Source organism: Periweissella beninensis (assembly GCF_016908275.1).
GTDB classification, from domain to species: domain Bacteria; phylum Bacillota; class Bacilli; order Lactobacillales; family Lactobacillaceae; genus Periweissella; species Periweissella beninensis.
Map to the genome: position 1 here is coordinate 76,343 of NZ_JAFBDN010000003.1, position 17,310 is coordinate 93,652.

Consider the following 17,310-nt stretch of genomic DNA (forward strand, 5'->3'; position numbering starts at 1 on the left):
TTAGTTGTGAAGGAATTATTATTAATAATTAAAGAGCACTTATCGCACTTTGGCATAATTATGCGATTAGCGCGTTATGAGGATAAGGCAACTAACCAAGGAAATTACTTGGGTATGGCGTGGCAATTTTTGAACCCAGCGTTTCAAGTGGGAACATATTATTTGGTTTTTGGTCTTGGGCTACGAAGTCAAGGCAATCCAGAAGCACATGTTCCTTATATTGTTTGGATGTTATTTGGGTTATCAACCTGGTTTTTCATGAACGGGACGTTTATGGCGGGCGTCTCAAGTATTACAAGTAAAGTGGCCATGGTATCCAAAATGAAATTCCCAATTAGTATTTTACCAACAGTTCGCTACGTTAGTGACCTAACTTCTTTTTGGGCTATGTTGGGGATTTCAATCGTAGCAATGTTAGTATCAGGAGTACCAATTACTTTACACATTTTGCAATTTTTTTATTATTTTATTGCAATGACAGCGTTAATGTTTTCTTTTGGTATTTTAAATTCAACAGTTAATGTATTAATTCCGGATTATAAGATGTTAATGTCATCAGTTATGCGATTATTATTTTGGACATCTGGAGCGATTTGGAATGTTGATCGTTTAAATGGTAACCATATGCAACAAGTAATTGCAGGTATTATTAAGCTAAATCCATTTTATTATATCGTTGATGGTATGCGAGATTCATTCTTATCACAGGCTTGGTTCTGGTCAAGTGATCGGTTACAATATACCATCATGTTTTGGCTTTTTGTGATGTTTATTGCTTTATTAGGAAGTCATTTACACATGAAATTTAGAGCGCGCTTTATTGATTTGATTTAGTGTTATTAAAATAGGCATGTAGAGGTTGGGATACATATTCCTAACCTCTTTTTAGTAGTTACTGCGTTCATTTTTTTATAATTGATTTAATGGATTGGTGGTTAATATAATCAACTAACAACGTAAATATGGTAATATCCATTAAGGATGGATGATAAGCGAGGCCAACTAGGATATCATACTAAAATTTAAGAATTATCACCATAATAGGTAGGTCTAGATGATATTTTGGTACAATTAATGATGAAGGTTTTACGTGTTAAAGATTGATTTAATAAAGGAGAATTAAGATGACAATACAAGTTGGTACCATTGGTACGAGTTGGATTACGCAACAATTTATCGAAGCGATTATAGCTGATAAAAACTATCAGTTGGCAGCTATTTACTCAAGAGATTTACAGAAGGCTCAGCATTTTAATGTAAAAAACCAGCAAAAGGCCCAAGTTTTTGATAACTTAGAAGAACTCATGACTAGTAATATTGATTTAGTTTATATAGCATCACCAAATGGTTTGCACTTTAAACAAATTATTATGGCAATTGAGAATGAAAAAAATGTTATTGTGGAAAAACCAGCGGTAATTACCCCGTATGAATTCAAAATAATTGAGGAAACATTGGCTAAACATCCTCATGTAAAATTATTTGAAGCTGCTAGACACATCCATCAGGTTAATTTTAAAGCGATTCAAGCACAAATAGAAAAAATGAAAGTGATTCAAGGGGCAACTTTCGTGTATAATAAGTATTCGTCACGCTTTGATGCATACTTGGCTGGTGAGAATCCAAATGTTTTAAATCCAGAATTTGCTGGTGGGGCCTTGGAAGACCTAGGGGTTTATCCAGTGTACTCGGCAATTACATGGTTTGGAATGCCACAAGATGTCATGTATTTTGCCTCTAAGTTAGCGAATGGTGCTGATGGACGTGGAACGGCAATTTTAAGATACCAAAATTTTGATGTTACTTTAATTTTTGGAAAAAATTCAAATTCTTATTTAGCATCTGAAATTTATGGTTTGAAGGATAGTATTGTTATTGACAATATTGCTGAATTAACCAGTGCAATTTACCATACTGATCCTAAACATGCGTATATGATTAGTAGTAAAGCACCTAGTAATCCAATGAGTGCTGAGGTGGCTGAATTTGCTAGTATTTTAAATAATCCAAATAAACAGGCTAGTCGTTATGAAGCATTATTAACACTTAGTAAGCAAGTTAATAGTGTCTTGGATGCTTTGCGTAAATCAGCCAATTTAGTGTTCCCCAATGAATTAGCAGACAAATAAAGAAAAAGAGAGAAAAATTATGTTACCAAAGTTGCGTGAGCATTTTGAAAAAATTGGTTATCAAACATTAACACCGATTCAAGAAGCGGTTTGGCAGCCCTTAACACAAGGTGAATCAGTTGTAGGGTTAGCACCAACGGGCTCGGGGAAAACCATTGCGTTTACTTTGCCATTACTTAGTAAAATAATGCCTGGCGAAGGGACGCAGTTACTAATTCTTTCACCTTCACAAGAATTGGCGATGCAGACTACTGAAGTTGTCCGGGAATGGGCACAACTGTTGCAATTAACGGTTACGGCAATTACTGGAGGGGCGAATGTTAAACGCCAAATTGAAAAATTAAAAACTAATCCAGAAATTATAATTGGTACGCCGGGAAGAGTTTTAAATTTAGTTAATGAACGTAAGTTAAAATTACATTTAATCCAAAGTTTAGTGATTGATGAAGCTGATGAATTATTAACCGATGAAACGTTAAAAGATATTAAAGATATTGAATTTCAAACCAGTAATGATGTCCAATTGGCACTTTTTTCAGCAACTACTACTGCCACCTTGGAAAATTTGGACGAATTATTTGGCCAATCCATTAAAACAATTGATGTAAGGGCGATTGATACCACTCAAGGGCATGTTTTACATGGTAATATGCAACTAGCAAATAAGCAAAAGGTGAAAATGCTGCAAAATTTTAGTCATATAAAGGATTTTAAAGCATTGGTTTTTGTAAACCAAACCGACACTTTGAATTTTTTAAACAGTAGTTTGCGCCATGCACATGTTCCAGCTGCCGCTCTAGGTGGTAAACAACGTGGTTTAGATCGGGCGAAAGCATTAAGAATGTTTAGAAAAGGGGAAATTCAATTTCTTTTAACAACTGATGTTGCTGCTCGCGGATTGGATATTCCTGATTTACCAGCAGTTATAAATTTTGAATTGCCAAGTGAAAAGTTAGTATATACGCATCGGGTTGGGCGAACTGGCCGAATGGGAAAAGATGGCTTAGTTATTAATTTTGGGAATGAGCATGATTTTAGAAATTTAAAAAAACACTTAGGAACAGCATATCAGTTAGAGAAAGTGTTTTTTGCAAACAATAAAATTGTTAATACACCAGTTAAAACAACTGCTACAACAATTACCAACAAAAATACGCAACGCGGAGCACACACTGATCACGCAGCACATACTAACTTGGAACAAAAAGCAAAAATTAGTGAAAATAATAGCAAAAAACAAGTAGCTACGGTTGATGCTAAAACAGCACAACCATTGACCCGAAAGCAAAAAATAGCTAATCAAAAAAAAGCACGTAAACGGAAGGGAAACGTTAAAAATAAGGGAATGCGCCGTTCAAAAGACAAAGTTTAACGAAACTTAGATGTTTTTTAAAAATAGTTTATGGTAAAATAAATAGGTTAGTTATGACTAAGCTATTTAGGGCCTTATAGTTTAACTGGATAAAACACCTGCCTCCTAAGCGGATGCTCCCAGTTCGAGTCTGGGTAGGGCCATTAATATATAGTGAGAGGAAATAGCAATGCAAAAAGTAAAATTATACGTTAATCAATATCAATCACAACTTTTATATCTGATTTTTGGTGGATTAACAACAGTTATTAATGTGGGTTCCTTTGCCATCATGTATGATATGTGGCTGGTGAACCTAAGCCTTGCTACAGCTATTGCCTGGGTACTATCTGTTTTATTTGCTTATCTAACTAACCGAGTATGGGTTTTTGGATCTAAAGCTCGTGGGTTTAAAGCGATATTTTTAGAAACCTGTTCTTTTTTCTTTTTTAGAGGGCTTACATTCATCTTAGATTTGGGAATCATGCAAGTTGGTGTAGGACTTTTACATGGAAATGCAATTGGTTGGAAAATTATTGACAATATAATTGTAGTGCTAATTAATTATGTCCTTAGTAAAGTATTAATTTTTCGTGAAAAAAAATGATAATAAGGCTTGCAACTTGCTAGAGAGCGCGCTAGAATAATTAGTGTTGTTATTGCGCATTCGCCAAGGTGGTAAGGCAGTGGACTCTGAATCCATAATGCACTGGTTCGAATCCAGTATGCGCAATTAGTATAAAAGGATATTGTTTAATGCTGTGTTGAAGTATATTTATTTTTAAGAACTTGTGGTGAAATAGAACTTTTGCCACAAGTTTTTTGTTGTTGAGGAAAAATAATTATAGTATAAGTCATTTATATTTTAAAAAAAGTGAAATTGCGGTAAAATTATGGTATGCGTTGATTGTATATAACGAAACTTTAAGAGTTGAATCCAAAAAAAGTTGTAATTTAATTTTTATATTCGCTTAACTTTCAATTAGTATGATGACTTATAGCTTACTTAAATATTTTTTATACTAATTAATGAGTTGAGGAAATTGTAAATGGTTAAATGTATTGTAAATAGGGGGGCAAAAAATGGTTGATACAGGTGTTAAAATTTTTAATGGTAAATATTTGGAAGAATTGGTTGTTGAAATGGATGAATGGTTGGAACTAAACCATGCATCTTTGTACGGACAAGGGGCAATTCGACAAAGAAAATTAGCAGATGAAACTTATGAAGTAACTGTTAAGTATGTTTTCAATAAATAATAATTATTAATAAATTCATAAAATTACCAAAAACGATATTTGAATTTAAATAAAAAAGAATGTTAACGATTGGTATTTTCACATTTAAGGGGCTAATTTAAAAAAAATTAGAATAATGTGGGGTAAAAGTGGCATAATATCAACGTTTGTGCTAACATTTTATATACTGATAGTTCAGTATAAATAAATCAATTTTATTAAGGAGTCTTTACATGGCTAACAAACAAGATTTAATTGACCAAGTCGCATTATCAACTGGTTTGACGAAAAAGGATTCTTCAGCAGCTGTTGAAGCTGTTTTCAGTTCAATTCAAGACTTATTGGCAAAGGGTGAAAAAGTACAATTAATTGGCTTTGGTAACTTTGAAGTACGTGAACGTGCTGCTCGTAAGGGTCGTAATCCACAAACTGGTGCCGAAATTGAAATTCCAGCATCTGTTGTGCCAGCATTTAAACCTGGTAAAGCATTGAAGGACGCTGTTAAGTAACCTCAATAAAGGATAAGCTAAAAAAGACTGATTCGATAAGAATTAGTCTTTTTTGTCTAAATAAGTAAAAAAGCTGGTAAAAATTGGTTATTTATTCTGATAGCTGCCTATCTTTCAAATAACTGTGATAAAATTAAGCAATGTAAAATAATTAAGAATAGGTGGGGCATTATGGCAGAAACAGAATTGACACAAGATGATGTCAAACACGTTGCACAACTTGCAATGCTGACGTTTGAAGAACAGAAATTGGAACATTTCACAACGCAGTTAGACGATATTTTGAACTTAGTTGAAACACTTAATGAAGTTGATACGACTGATGTACCAGCAACTTTTACGGTTACTGAAAATGTAAATGTTTTAAGAACGGATACAGCTAATAATACTCATCAAGGTAGTGAATTATTAGCTAATGCACCAGAAGCAGAGAATGGTTTGATTAAAGTTCCAGCAATTATTGATGAAAGTGAGGAAGCGTAAATTTATGAATTACTTTGAAACTGATTTAACCCAGTTACATGACCAGTTAGTTAATAAAGAGATTAGTTCTGTTGAACTTACCCAAGCAACGCTAGCTAATATCAAAAAAACAGAAACAAATGTTAACGCTTTTATTACTGTAAATGATGATGCAGCATTGGCACAAGCAAAAGCGGTTGATGACAAAGGTATTGATGCTACTAATTTATTTAGTGGTATTCCCATTGCAATAAAGGATAATATTCTCACTAAAGATATTTTAACAACTGCTGGTTCAAAGATGTTGAGTAATTTTAAACCAGTCTTTGATGCCACTGCTACCGAAAAACTTTATGGTCAAGATGCCATCATGATTGGTAAAACTAACATGGATGAATTTGCCATGGGTTCAACGACTGAAACATCTTACTTTAATGCAACTAAAAATGCTTGGGACTACACGAAGGTTCCAGGGGGGTCTTCAGGGGGATCAGCATCAGCTGTCGCTTCAGGAGAGGTTCTAGCTGCTTTGGGAACTGATACAGGTGGCTCAATTCGGCAGCCAGCTGCTTTTAATGGAATTGTCGGCTTAAAGCCAACCTATGGGCGTGTATCACGATGGGGGTTAATTGCGTTTGGCTCATCATTGGATCAAATTGGTCAATTTACACGGACTGTTCGCGATAACGCAGCTGTTTTAAATATCATTGCGGGCCATGATCAACGTGATCAAACTTCATCACAGCGTGAAGTTCCCGATTATACAGCAAATTTAACCGGTGATATTAAAGGGATGAAGATTGCGCTACCAAAAGAATATCTTGGTGAAGGGATTTCAAAAGAAGTTAAAGAAACCATTTTGAATGCTGCTAAGCAATTCGAGGCAATGGGAGCTACGGTTGAAGAAGTAAGTTTACCGCACTCAAAATATGGGGTTGCTGCATATTATATTATTGCTTCTTCTGAAGCATCATCAAACTTACAAAGATTTGATGGTATTCGTTATGGCTATCGAGCTAAAGATGCTAAAAATTTAAACGATTTATACGTTAAATCACGAACAGAAGGTTTTGGTGATGAAGTTAAACGACGGATTATGTTAGGAACTTTTTCTTTATCAGCTGGTTCGTACGATGCCTTTTTCAAAAAAGCTGCCCAAGTAAGAACGCTGATTGTTCAAGATTTTCAACGTGTGTTTGAAAAATATGATTTAATTATGGGACCTACTACACCAACAGTTGCCTTTAACCTAGGTGCCAAAGTTGAAGATCCAGCTGAAATGTATATGAATGATGTCTTAACTATTCCCGTAAACTTTGCTGGTTTACCAGGAATGTCAATTAATGCTGGTTTCTCAGAAGGCTTACCAGTCGGGATGCATTTGATTGCTAAACATTTTGATGAAGCATCTATTTATAAAGCAGCTTATGCCTTTGAGCAAGCAACACAATTATTTAAACAAATACCACAAGTGGGAGGCCAAAAATAATGAATTTTGAAACAACGATTGGACTTGAAGTTCACGTAGAAATGAAGACAAATTCTAAAGCCTTTTCACCATCTCCAGTCGAGTATGGGGCTGCACCAAATGCAAATACGAATGTAATTGATTGGGGGTATCCTGGGGTTTTACCACAAGCTAATAAAGGAGCCATTGAATTTGGGATGCGCGCAGCGTTAGCTTTACATGCAACAGTGGCACCAAGTACACATTGGGATCGGAAAAACTACTTTTATCCAGATAATCCTAAAGCATATCAAATTACTGAAAATCAACAACCAATTGGTCAAAATGGTTATCTAGAAATCGAGGTTGATGGACAAACCAAACGGATTGGAATTCGCGAATTACACGTGGAAGAAGATGCTGGTAAAAACACGCATAATCCTAATGGCTATTCGTATGTTGATTTAAATCGGCAAGGAACCCCATTGATTGAAATTGTTTCCGAAGCAGATATTACATCGCCTGATGAAGCGTATGCTTATTTGGAAGCCTTACGCCAAACAATTCAATTTACAGGTATTTCAGATGTGAAAATGGAAGAAGGTTCAATGCGGGTAGATGCTAACTTATCAGTACGCCCAATTGGTCAAAAAGAATTTGGTGTCAAAACTGAATTAAAAAACTTAAACTCATTTAATTATGTGCGTAAAGGACTTGAGTTTGAAGCAAAACGACAGGTTCAAGTATTAATGGCAGGTGGTGCAATTCAACAAGAAACGCGGCGTTATGATGAAGCAACGGGGACGACCATTTTAATGCGTGTAAAAGAAGGCGCGGAGGATTATCGCTATTTCCCAGAACCTGATTTAGCACCATTAGTCATTTCAGATGAATGGGTTAAGGAAGTTCAAGCAACGTTACCCGAAGGTGCGCCCGCACGTCGTAAGCGATATGTTAATGAACTAGGAATCGAAGAATATGATGCGAAAGTTATTACCCAAACGTTAGAAATGTCGGACTTCTTTGATGCAACTGTTAAAGAAGGGGCGGATGCTAAGCGGACCGCTAACTATTTAATGGGTGATGTTAATGCATACATGAATGATAAAAAGCTTGAGTTATTGGAAACAAAATTAACACCAGCCCACTTAGCTGGGATGATTAAATTAATTGAAGATGGTACTATTTCAACTAAACAAGCTAAAAAAGTATTTAAAGCAATTATGGAAGGTCAAGAACCTGTTGCTTATGTTGAAGCCAATGGCTTAAAACAATTATCTGATCCTGCTGTCTTGCAACCAATTATTAATGAAATTTTGGATAATAATCCACAATCGATTGAAGATTTTAAAAATGGTAAAGATCGAGCAGTAGGCTTCTTAATAGGTGCAATTATGAAACAAACCAAAGGCCAAGCAAACCCAATAGTTGTAAATCAGCTATTGATGACTAGCTTAAATGCACGATAATTGATATGATATTACTTGGACTTTAAACATAGTAGATATAGTACAAAGATGTTAGGCTTTTAAAGCTAGCTCTTGTCACTGTTGCTTGGTAGAAAAGACTAATATTACAGTAATTGAGTCGCTAGCATGCTTAATACTAAGTACGCTTCAAAGGGCTAGGGTATCTCCTAGCCTTTTGATACATAATTAGAAATAATATTGGACAATCGAGGTATACTGAAATGAAACGGGCGCGAATTATTTATAATCCAACAGCAGGCCGTGAACTAGTTAAAAGAGAATTAGTTGATATTTTACAAGTTTATGAAAAAGCGGGCTATGAAACAAGTGCATTTGCCACAACACCAGAGTTAAATTCGGCACAAAATGAAGCTAAACGAGCCGCGTTAGCTGGCTTTGATTTAATTGTTGCCGCAGGTGGTGATGGGACAATTAACGAGGTTGTGAATGGTTTAGCGCCCTTAAAAAGGCGCCCTAAATTAGCAATTATTCCGGCGGGGACTACAAATGATTACGCGCGAGCTCTTCGTATTCCACGAGAAGATCCACTCGAAGCTGCTGAAGTTATTTTAAAGCACAAGACTATCAAAATGGATATTGGTAAAGCAGGAAATACTTATTTTGCTAATATTGCTGCGGGGGGCTTGCTTACAGAATTAACTTATTCAGTACCATCAAAACTAAAAACACTGTATGGGTACTTTGCCTATTTGGCAAAGGGGGCGGAATTAATTCCGCAAATTCGCCCAATTGATATGAGCATTGAGTATGATGGTGGTAAATATGAAGGAAAGGCGTCGATGTTTTTTCTAGCATTAACTAATTCAGTTGGGGGCTTTGAACAAATTGTCCCTGATGCACGGCTAGATGATGGAAAATTTACCTTATTAATTGTAAAAGCAGCTGGCATTGCTGACTTGTTACAAATTGGTGCTGAAATTTTAAATGGTGGTAAGCATGTTGATGATCCACGGGTTATTTACAAGAAGACTAAAAAGGTTATTGCTAAACCATTAACTGATGGACGTCTCATGATTAATCTGGATGGTGAGTATGGTGGGGATGCACCAATGGAATTTATTAATTTAAAGCAACATATTGAAGTTGTTGCTAATGTTGATGATATTCCAGATGATGCCCTAACAAGCCATCAAGAAAAGAAAATTCGGGAATATGAAGAAAAATTTATTGCCGAGTCAGAAAATATTGATAAATAGTTGTCATAGATATAAAGGAAATTTTAATGAGTAAAAAAATTGCACCAGTAAAAAAGAATGATCAGTTCGAAGCGGATATTATTGATTTAACTTATCAAGGAATGGGCGTTGCTAAATTAGGCGATTTTCCAGTGTTTGTTGCTAATTCAATTCCAGGTGAACGCGTAGTAGTTGGTATTACTAAAGTTGCTAGTTCATATGCTTTTGGACGAGTAGTGAAGGTATTACAAGAATCAGAAGATCGTAACCACGATATTGATAACGCGCTTGTAACTACAGGAATTGCCCCATTAGCTAATTTGAAATATCCAGCGCAATTAACGTTTAAGCAAAAGCAAATTCAAGAGTTACTTAAAAAGCAACACATTGAAGCTGAAGTTGCAGCAACGCTTGGTATGGAAAATCCATTTGGCTACCGAAATAAAGCCCAAATTCCAGTCCGTGAAATTAAAGGTCAAATTGAAACAGGTTTTTATCGGCGCAATTCACATAACTTAGTGCCAATTGAAGATTACTTTATTCAAGATCCAAAAATTGATGAAGCTGTATTAATTGTGCGTGATTTATTACGTAAATATCACTTATCAGCTTATGATGAAGTAAATCACCGTGGTGTGGTTAGAACTGTAATGGTACGTCGTGGTTACTACTCACATGAAATGATGATTGTTATTGTAACTAAGTCTAAGAAGTTACCAATGCAAGAAGTGCTTGTTGATGAAATTCGCCAAGCCTTGCCAGAAGTAACTTCAATTATGCAAAATGTAAATCCTGATAAAACCAATGTTATTATGGGTGAAAAGAATAATTTATTGTGGGGTAACAAAGTTATCTTTGATAATTTACTGGGTTTGAAGTTTGCAATTGGCCCAAATTCTTTCTACCAAGTTAATCCACAAACAACTGAAAAGTTGTACACATTGGCGGCAGAAAAGGCTGAATTGACAGGTACTGAAACGGTTATTGATGCTTATTCAGGTATCGGAACAATTTCACTTACAATCGCTAAGCATGTGGCCCAAGTATATGGGGTTGAAATCGTCCCTGGGGCAGTTGATGATGCTAAGCGTAATGCTGACATCAATGGTATTAAGAATGCTAAATTTGTTTTAGGTAAGGCTGAAGAACAAATGATCAAATGGGCAGCAGAAGGCTTAAAGCCAGATGTAATCTTCCTTGATCCACCACGTAAGGGCCTAACACCTGAATTAATTGAAGCAGTAGGGATTATGAAACCAAAGAAAATTGTGTACGTAAGTTGTAACCCAGCAACTTTAGTTCGCGATTTAGATGAATTTATTAACACTGGCTACCAAATTGATGGAGCTATCCAACCGGTTGATCAATTCCCACAAACAACGCATGTTGAGAGCGTAACGGTCCTTGAGCGCCAAAAGTAGGGTGCCAGAAACAGCGCTGTTAAGGCATTTATAAAATCAAAAAATGTGTATCTTTTTGTGACCAGTTCCCACAGATAGATACACTTTTTTGTTGCTCAATCAGAAACGTTGATTTAATAGGCTTTGTCCTTAGTGGTGATCAGTTTCCACAGACTACCTGCAAAATTGGCTTAATTTCGGGGCGACCAATTCCCGCAGTTAGTGTTGATATGTTCCCGCAGATTGAGTTGATCAATTTCCACAAAGGAAGTGACAGTTTCCTACAGTTAGATGTATAATTGCCTATCAACTTATTACTAAAGGGGCAGAGTGATATGAGCGATATTTTAAATTGTCTGTTAGAGAAGGGAAACTACCCTGAACATCATGTCGCAACTTTTGGTCAAACTTCATTTGATATTATGATTAACGGTAATAAGAAAAAGGTTAGTCATGGTAAAGGTTTCAGATCATATTTGAATTCTGTTACAGTTATGGCCTTGAGCGAATATATAAATAAGAATGCTCTATATAAGCCGGAGTTTTTAATTATCGATACGCCACTTGAAGGGCTATCAGAGAAGTATACTGATAATCCTGATGAAAGCATGAGACATGGCATCTTTGAGCTTTTCATGGATAGATGCAAGAGTTACCAGACGATTGTTGTTGAAAATCCGGATCATTTACCAAGTGATATAGATTTTAAACACGAAGATATCAATGTGATTAGCTACGAAAATGAAGAAGGATTTTTAAAGGAAATCTAGGAGGTTCAAATGCAAATTAGCTATAACAAGTTATGGAAGCTATTAATTGACCGTGGCATGAAGAAAAAAACTGCAAGAAGCCAGTGGTGTTAGTGCTGCTTCAATTGCTAAATTAGGTCGCAATGTCAATATTACGACTGAGGTATTATTGAAAATCTGTATCGCACTTGATTGCGATATCAGTGATATTTGTGAAGTAGAAAGAAAGTAAGGGGTGAATTCTCATAGCAGAAGAAAATGAAATCTCATTGTTTGATGAGCAAGAATTCACGGTAGCAGCAAAACCATTTGAATTACAAGAAACAATCGAATCGGCTGAACTGATTAAATCAAAAGAACGAGTCCAAAATCATGGTGAGGTCTTTACCCCCAAATGGATGGTGCAAAAAATGCTATCCGAACCGGCGATTCAAGAGAAAATTAAAGATATTCACGCGACCTTTCTGGAACCCAGCGCGGGGGAAGGGGCGTTCTTGGTCGAGATTTTGCATCAGCGGTTAACTTATCTTGATCAGCAGGTTAGTAAGGCTAACTGGCCAAAGCAGGCAATCTGGGCGTTGATGAGTATTTATGGTATTGAACTTTTGCAAGACAACCTTCTTAAAGCTAGGGATGCAATGCTAGAAGTGGTGATTAATCACTACCAAGCAAAGCTGCAAAAGCACCTGAGCGTCAAGACGGAATTCTATAAGGCAGCTAAGTTTGTGATTGCAACTAATATAGTCCAAGGAAATACGCTTGAGTACACTACAAACGAGGGCCAGCTGATTGAGTTTAGCCATTGGTGGCCAAGTGATGGAAAGGTTCAACGTGAAGTTTTTACCTACAAGTCGTTATTTAACAATAGTGATATTAATGATATGGGAGCTACGGAAGGACAACTTAGTTTGTTTGGTGAGTTAGATACAGAAATCAAAAAAGAATACGAAATGTGTGATGTGTTGAAAGTTTACAAGGAGGAACGGAAGAATGAGCGGAGAAGATAAGAAATTCAAGTTTGATGTGGTGATTGGAAATCCGCCGTATCAGGAAGAAGCGGGAGGTACGAGTTCTAGTGACAAACCTATTTATAATTATTTTATGGATGAAGCATATAAAATAGGGGATACTGTCGAACTGATAACTCCAGGACGCTTTCTGTTTAATGCGGGTGCCACACCTAAAGCCTGGAATAGAAAAATGCTATCTAATAAAAATGTTAAGGTTCTATATTATGAAACAGATAGCAGTAAAGTCTTTCAAAACACAGATATTAAGGGTGGAGTAGCAGTAACTATTTTTGATAGAAATCAAGATTTTGGAGAAATAGGAACGTTTACTATATTTTCTGAGTTGAATTCAATTCTAAAAAAGGCGATGCCTAGTATTAAGAAAAATGGCTCATTAACGGACATAATTTTCTCTCAAAATAAATTCAATCTTGATAAGTTGAATGCTCATTATCCTGAGTTGAAAAGAACAGATAAGAGGCTAGAGAGCAATATCTTTAATTTGGATATTTTCACCAATGAGAAAAAGAGTTCTGATGACTTGAAAATATTGGGGGTTATTAAAAATAAGCGTGTTTACAAATTTGTAGATAAATCATATATAGATATTGATAAAGCAAATCTATACGACTATAAAGTGCTTCTCCCAAAGTCAAACGGTAGTGGGACTTTGGGAGAAGCAGTGAGCACGCCGCTCATCGGCACGCCGCTCATCGGCTACACAAGAACATTTATAGGTGTTGGATCTTTTAAAACCAAGTTTGAGGCAAATGCCGCCCTGAAGTATGTAAAAAGTAAGTTTGCCAGAGTTATGTTAGGAGTACTAAAGGTTACGCAAGATAATAATCCAGGAAAATGGAAATATGTCCCTCTCCAAGATTTCACCGCAAACTCCGATATTGACTGGACTAAATCCATCCCAGAAATCGATCAACAACTATACAAGAAGTACAACCTTTCTCCGGAGGAGATTGACTTCATTGAAACACATGTAAAGGAGATGGGCTAATATGAATGCACCAACAATTAAATCATTCAAAAAGATCATCCCCATGATTTATGCCTATAACACGCCTAATGATATTTCTCATCTGGGTTGGACGAAGATTGGCTATACCGACCACCAATCTGTCGAAGACCGAATTAGGCAACAAACCCATACTGCGGATGTCAAAGCTGAAATTCTCTGGAAAGGTAACGCCCGCTATCAAGATGGCTCAGATGAGACTTTTACCGATCATGATTTTCACTATTACTTAACCAGTAAACGCCATGTTGAACGCAAACCAAAGACGGAGTGGTTCCACGTCGACGGCTATACTTCCCACCAGTATTTTTATAAATTTACGGAACGGGACTTTAGTGATGTTCAAGGCACCGATGGCACCCAGTATGAATTGCGTAAGGAACAGCAACGAGCGGTAGATCAAACCATCGATTACTTCCTTAATCACGGCAATGAGTTCTTGTGGAATGCCAAGCCCCGCTTTGGGAAGACCTTAACCACTTATGATTTAGTTCGTCAGATGAACATGCAAAATGTCTTGGTAGTAACTAACCGACCAAGCATTGCTAATTCTTGGTTCGATGACTTTGATAAGTTTATTGCATGGCAGACTAACTTCAAGTTTGTGAGTGAAACTGATGCCCTCAAGAATCGACCTGTACTTTCCAGAGATGAATTCATCGACACGATCTCTGAGGGCAAAGAATATGGACAAATTTCCTTTGAGAGTTTGCAAGGCCTAAAAGGCTCGGTTTACTTTGGCGGTAATTACGATAAGTTGAAATGGATTAGTGACCTTGAGTGGGATTTGTTGGTAATCGACGAAGCCCATGAAGGGGTTGATACTTATAAGACGGATAAGGCTTTCGACAAAATTAAGCGGAAGTATACCTTACACTTAACAGGGACACCATTTAAAGCTTTGGCAAAGGGTAAGTTTGCCTCAGATCAAATCTATAACTGGTCGTATGCGGATGAACAGCAAGCTAAACTGGACTGGGATGAAAATCAAGAAGGTAGTAGCAATCCTTACGAAGTGATGCCCCAATTGAACATGTACACCTACCAGGTATCAGCAATGATGGCTGACGAGTTAAAGGGCAAGGTTAAACTTGATGATGGTGATCAGGTCGACCCAGCCTTTGATCTTAACGAGTTCTTCAAAACAAAGGAAAATGGTAAATTTGTTTACGATGAAGCCGTCGACCGTTTCTTGGATGCTCTGACCAAGCAAGAGAAGTATCCCTTCTCAACACCAGAGTTACGACAAGAGCTGGCGCATACTTTCTGGCTGTTAAATCGGGTCGATAGTGCCAAGGCCCTAGCTAAAAAGCTAAAGGATCACGATGTTTTTGGTGAATATGAAATTGTCTTAGCTGCCGGCGATGGCAAGCTCGATGATGATCAGTTGAATGAAGATCAGTTGGAACAGGCTAATGAAAAGTCCTTTGATAAGGTCCAGCGTGCGATTGCAACTCACGACAAGACGATTACGCTCAGTGTGAGGCAACTAACAACTGGGGTGACTATCAAGCCTTGGTCAGGGGTACTAATGCTTTCCAGCATGAAGAGTCCTTCGGAATACATGCAGGCAGCTTTCCGGGCGCAAAATCCTTATATTTTCGATCGAGATGGTGAGCTGGTTCAAAAGCAAAATGCTTATGTTTTCGACTTTGACCCAACTAGAACCTTGACTATTTTTGATGAATTTGCCAACAATTTACTAGAAAAGACGGCTAATGGTAAGGGCACTGCAGAAGAGCATGAGGCCAACATTCGGCAATTATTGAATTTCTTCCCGGTAATTGGTGAAGATGAAGATGGTAAGATGGTGGAATTAGATGCCAAACAAGTTATGTCAATTCCACGCCATCTAAAGTCTCAAGAAGTTGTTAAGCGTGGTTTCATGAGTAACTTCCTCTTTACTAATATCAGCCGAATCTTTAGTGCTCCAACTGAAGTGCGTGAGATTCTGGATGGCTTAGTGACTGCTAAGGAAGAAAAAAGCAAAAAGAGTCAGTCAGCAATTGAAGGTGCAGAAGACGTTGCTGTTAATGATCAAGGCGAAGTTGAGATTCCTAAGGAACGTGTGATTGGCAAGTCTAAGGATCTTTTTGGCGATAAGGTTTATAGTGATATGGGACAGCAGGTTGCTGATGCCGTTACTAATACAGATCAAACAGATTTTAAGTCTGCAGCTAAGGAGATTGCTAAGCAGTTGAATGATTCTGTTGGTAAAGAAGTCGTTAATCGGGTTAGTGACGATTATGGTTTGAGCAAGTCTGAAGCTAAACGTTATCAAAAGCAAGTAGAAAAGGATACCGAGCAAGCCTTCCATCAACTTGCTGACGAACTAAATGATAAGAAGAAGTTAGCTGAAGTTGACTACAAGCAGAAACAAGCGGCTGCACGGAGCGAAGATGAACTGCATGAGGCAGATCAGGAATATGAAGCAAGGTCGGAAGCTATCTTACAAGAGTTTACTGAGAAAGCTCGCCAGCAAGTTCAAAAGACTGTTGCTGATACGCCTGCTAATGTAATCGAACGAGTGGAAAAGCATCAAGAAGAGCAAAAGATGAAGAATGTCGAAGAGGATACGCGGGCTCACTTACGTGGCTTTTCACGGACCATTCCAAGCTTCATTATGGCTTATGGTGATGAAAACTTAACCTTGCAGAACTTTGATGATTACACGGAAGACGATGTCTTTAAAGAAGTAACAGGGATTAGTGAAGATCAATTTCGTTTCCTTCGTGATGGTGGCGACTATGTTGACGAAGCTAGTGGTGAGAAGAAGCACTTTGATGGGCACCTCTTTGATGAAGTAGTCTTCAACGATTCCATTCAACAATTCTTGGAATTAAAGGAAAAGCTAAGCGACTACTTTAATGAAGATAACGATGAAGATATTTTTGATTATATTCCGCCGCAAAAGACCAATCAGATTTATACACCAAAAGCGGTAGTTAAGCACATGGTCGATGATTTAGAAGCTAATAACCCGGGAATTTTTGCTGATCCTAATAAGACTTTTGCGGACCTTTACATGAAGTCTGGGCTCTACATTACAGAAATCGTCAAGCGCCTCTTCCAAAACGAGAAGATGAAGGAATTATTCCCGGATGACCAGGAACGCATCGAGCATATTATGAAGCATCAAGTTTATGGTCTGGCTCCAACTCGGATCATTTACTTGATTGCAACTAATTATATTTTTGGTTTTGACGAAAGCTTAAAGAATTCAGTGCTTGGTAAATATTTCAAGCAAATTGATGCTGCCGAATATGCGAAGAATGGAACGCTAGAAGAGGTAATTCAAAAAGAATTTGGAGGTGAGAAATAG

15 protein-coding genes, 2 tRNA genes and 1 pseudogene are annotated in these 17,310 nt (G+C 37.1%); all 18 read left to right on the forward strand.

All coding sequences use genetic code 11. The annotated features are described in order from the left end of the window. Nucleotides 1–6 precede the first annotated feature (6 nt). The 18 genes and pseudogenes from JOC59_RS01930 to JOC59_RS02015 all read left to right on the forward strand — a co-directional run bounded on the left by JOC59_RS01930 (nucleotide 7) and on the right by JOC59_RS02015 (nucleotide 17,310). On the forward strand, nucleotides 7–834 hold the full coding sequence (locus JOC59_RS01930; RefSeq protein ID WP_205143114.1) for an ABC transporter permease: 828 nt from the start codon (nucleotides 7–9) through the stop codon (nucleotides 832–834). Between the two features lie 290 nt (nucleotides 835–1,124). Then, nucleotides 1,125–2,129: a Gfo/Idh/MocA family protein gene (locus JOC59_RS01935; RefSeq protein ID WP_205143115.1), complete on the forward strand. Its 1,005-nt coding sequence runs from the start codon at nucleotides 1,125–1,127 to the stop codon at nucleotides 2,127–2,129. Nucleotides 2,130–2,148: 19 nt separating this feature from the next. Next, nucleotides 2,149–3,501 carry a DEAD/DEAH box helicase gene (locus tag JOC59_RS01940; RefSeq protein WP_205143116.1) on the forward strand — a complete coding sequence of 451 codons (1,353 nt, stop codon included), beginning with the start codon at nucleotides 2,149–2,151 and terminating at the stop codon, nucleotides 3,499–3,501. A gap of 70 nt (nucleotides 3,502–3,571) precedes the next feature. Continuing rightward, nucleotides 3,572–3,644: transfer RNA gene (locus tag JOC59_RS01945), tRNA-Arg, on the forward strand. Nucleotides 3,645–3,670: 26 nt separating this feature from the next. Beyond that, nucleotides 3,671–4,087: a GtrA family protein gene (locus JOC59_RS01950; protein ID WP_205143117.1), complete on the forward strand. Its 417-nt coding sequence runs from the start codon at nucleotides 3,671–3,673 to the stop codon at nucleotides 4,085–4,087. A 53-nt stretch (nucleotides 4,088–4,140) separates the two neighbouring features. Beyond that, nucleotides 4,141–4,213 (forward strand) — tRNA-Gln (locus JOC59_RS01955). Between the two features lie 350 nt (nucleotides 4,214–4,563). Next, a complete protein-coding gene (locus tag JOC59_RS01960) occupies nucleotides 4,564–4,740 on the forward strand; it encodes a hypothetical protein (protein WP_205143118.1) in 177 nt (58 codons plus the stop codon). Nucleotides 4,741–4,952: 212 nt separating this feature from the next. Beyond that, the gene (locus JOC59_RS01965; RefSeq protein ID WP_205143119.1) at nucleotides 4,953–5,228 is read left to right on the forward strand and encodes an HU family DNA-binding protein; all 276 of its coding nucleotides are present in this window, start codon (nucleotides 4,953–4,955) and stop codon (nucleotides 5,226–5,228) included. A 171-nt stretch (nucleotides 5,229–5,399) separates the two neighbouring features. Then, nucleotides 5,400–5,711, forward strand: coding sequence for an Asp-tRNA(Asn)/Glu-tRNA(Gln) amidotransferase subunit GatC (gatC, locus tag JOC59_RS01970; protein ID WP_205143120.1), 312 nt, complete (start codon nucleotides 5,400–5,402; stop codon nucleotides 5,709–5,711). A 4-nt stretch (nucleotides 5,712–5,715) separates the two neighbouring features. Further along, on the forward strand, nucleotides 5,716–7,179 hold the full coding sequence (gatA, locus tag JOC59_RS01975) for an Asp-tRNA(Asn)/Glu-tRNA(Gln) amidotransferase subunit GatA (protein WP_205143121.1): 1,464 nt from the start codon (nucleotides 5,716–5,718) through the stop codon (nucleotides 7,177–7,179). Further along, nucleotides 7,179–8,606 (forward strand): Asp-tRNA(Asn)/Glu-tRNA(Gln) amidotransferase subunit GatB, encoded by a 1,428-nt coding sequence (gene gatB, locus JOC59_RS01980; RefSeq protein ID WP_205143122.1) that lies wholly within the window; start codon nucleotides 7,179–7,181, stop codon nucleotides 8,604–8,606. Before gatA ends, gatB begins: the two co-directional genes overlap by 1 nt. Before the next feature lie 221 nt (nucleotides 8,607–8,827). Then, nucleotides 8,828–9,823, forward strand: coding sequence for a diacylglycerol kinase (locus JOC59_RS01985; protein ID WP_205143123.1), 996 nt, complete (start codon nucleotides 8,828–8,830; stop codon nucleotides 9,821–9,823). Nucleotides 9,824–9,849: 26 nt separating this feature from the next. Next, nucleotides 9,850–11,223, forward strand: coding sequence for a 23S rRNA (uracil(1939)-C(5))-methyltransferase RlmD (gene rlmD, locus JOC59_RS01990; RefSeq protein WP_205143124.1), 1,374 nt, complete (start codon nucleotides 9,850–9,852; stop codon nucleotides 11,221–11,223). A 314-nt stretch (nucleotides 11,224–11,537) separates the two neighbouring features. Continuing rightward, the gene (locus JOC59_RS01995) at nucleotides 11,538–11,972 is read left to right on the forward strand and encodes a P-loop NTPase family protein (protein ID WP_205143125.1); all 435 of its coding nucleotides are present in this window, start codon (nucleotides 11,538–11,540) and stop codon (nucleotides 11,970–11,972) included. A gap of 9 nt (nucleotides 11,973–11,981) precedes the next feature. Further along, nucleotides 11,982–12,183: pseudogene (locus tag JOC59_RS02000) on the forward strand (helix-turn-helix domain-containing protein). 37 nt (nucleotides 12,184–12,220) lie between these two features. Then, nucleotides 12,221–12,958, forward strand: coding sequence for a methylase (locus tag JOC59_RS02005; protein ID WP_239516985.1), 738 nt, complete (start codon nucleotides 12,221–12,223; stop codon nucleotides 12,956–12,958). Next, nucleotides 12,942–13,970, forward strand: a complete 1,029-nt coding sequence (locus JOC59_RS02010; RefSeq protein ID WP_205143126.1) for an Eco57I restriction-modification methylase domain-containing protein — start codon at nucleotides 12,942–12,944, stop codon at nucleotides 13,968–13,970. The genes JOC59_RS02005 and JOC59_RS02010 overlap by 17 nt, the downstream gene beginning before the upstream one ends. Nucleotide 13,971: 1 nt before the next feature. Beyond that, nucleotides 13,972–17,310, forward strand: coding sequence for a DEAD/DEAH box helicase family protein (locus JOC59_RS02015; RefSeq protein WP_205143127.1), 3,339 nt, complete (start codon nucleotides 13,972–13,974; stop codon nucleotides 17,308–17,310).

Bases quoted from the DNA above. Each gene is read 5' to 3' on its own strand.
- JOC59_RS01940 (WP_205143116.1), top strand. From the start codon at position 2,149: ATGTTACCAAAGTTGCGTGAGCATTTTGAAAAAATTGGTTATCAAACA.
- gatB (WP_205143122.1), top strand. From the start codon at position 7,179: ATGAATTTTGAAACAACGATTGGACTTGAAGTTCACGTAGAAATGAAG.
- gatC (WP_205143120.1), top strand. From the start codon at position 5,400: ATGGCAGAAACAGAATTGACACAAGATGATGTCAAACACGTTGCACAA.
- JOC59_RS01935 (WP_205143115.1), top strand. From the start codon at position 1,125: ATGACAATACAAGTTGGTACCATTGGTACGAGTTGGATTACGCAACAA.
- JOC59_RS01960 (WP_205143118.1), top strand. From the start codon at position 4,564: ATGGTTGATACAGGTGTTAAAATTTTTAATGGTAAATATTTGGAAGAA.
- JOC59_RS01995 (WP_205143125.1), top strand. From the start codon at position 11,538: ATGAGCGATATTTTAAATTGTCTGTTAGAGAAGGGAAACTACCCTGAA.
- JOC59_RS01950 (WP_205143117.1), top strand. From the start codon at position 3,671: ATGCAAAAAGTAAAATTATACGTTAATCAATATCAATCACAACTTTTA.
- JOC59_RS01985 (WP_205143123.1), top strand. From the start codon at position 8,828: ATGAAACGGGCGCGAATTATTTATAATCCAACAGCAGGCCGTGAACTA.
- gatA (WP_205143121.1), top strand. From the start codon at position 5,716: ATGAATTACTTTGAAACTGATTTAACCCAGTTACATGACCAGTTAGTT.
- rlmD (WP_205143124.1), top strand. From the start codon at position 9,850: ATGAGTAAAAAAATTGCACCAGTAAAAAAGAATGATCAGTTCGAAGCG.
- JOC59_RS01965 (WP_205143119.1), top strand. From the start codon at position 4,953: ATGGCTAACAAACAAGATTTAATTGACCAAGTCGCATTATCAACTGGT.
- JOC59_RS02010 (WP_205143126.1), top strand. From the start codon at position 12,942: ATGAGCGGAGAAGATAAGAAATTCAAGTTTGATGTGGTGATTGGAAAT.
- JOC59_RS02015 (WP_205143127.1), top strand. From the start codon at position 13,972: ATGAATGCACCAACAATTAAATCATTCAAAAAGATCATCCCCATGATT.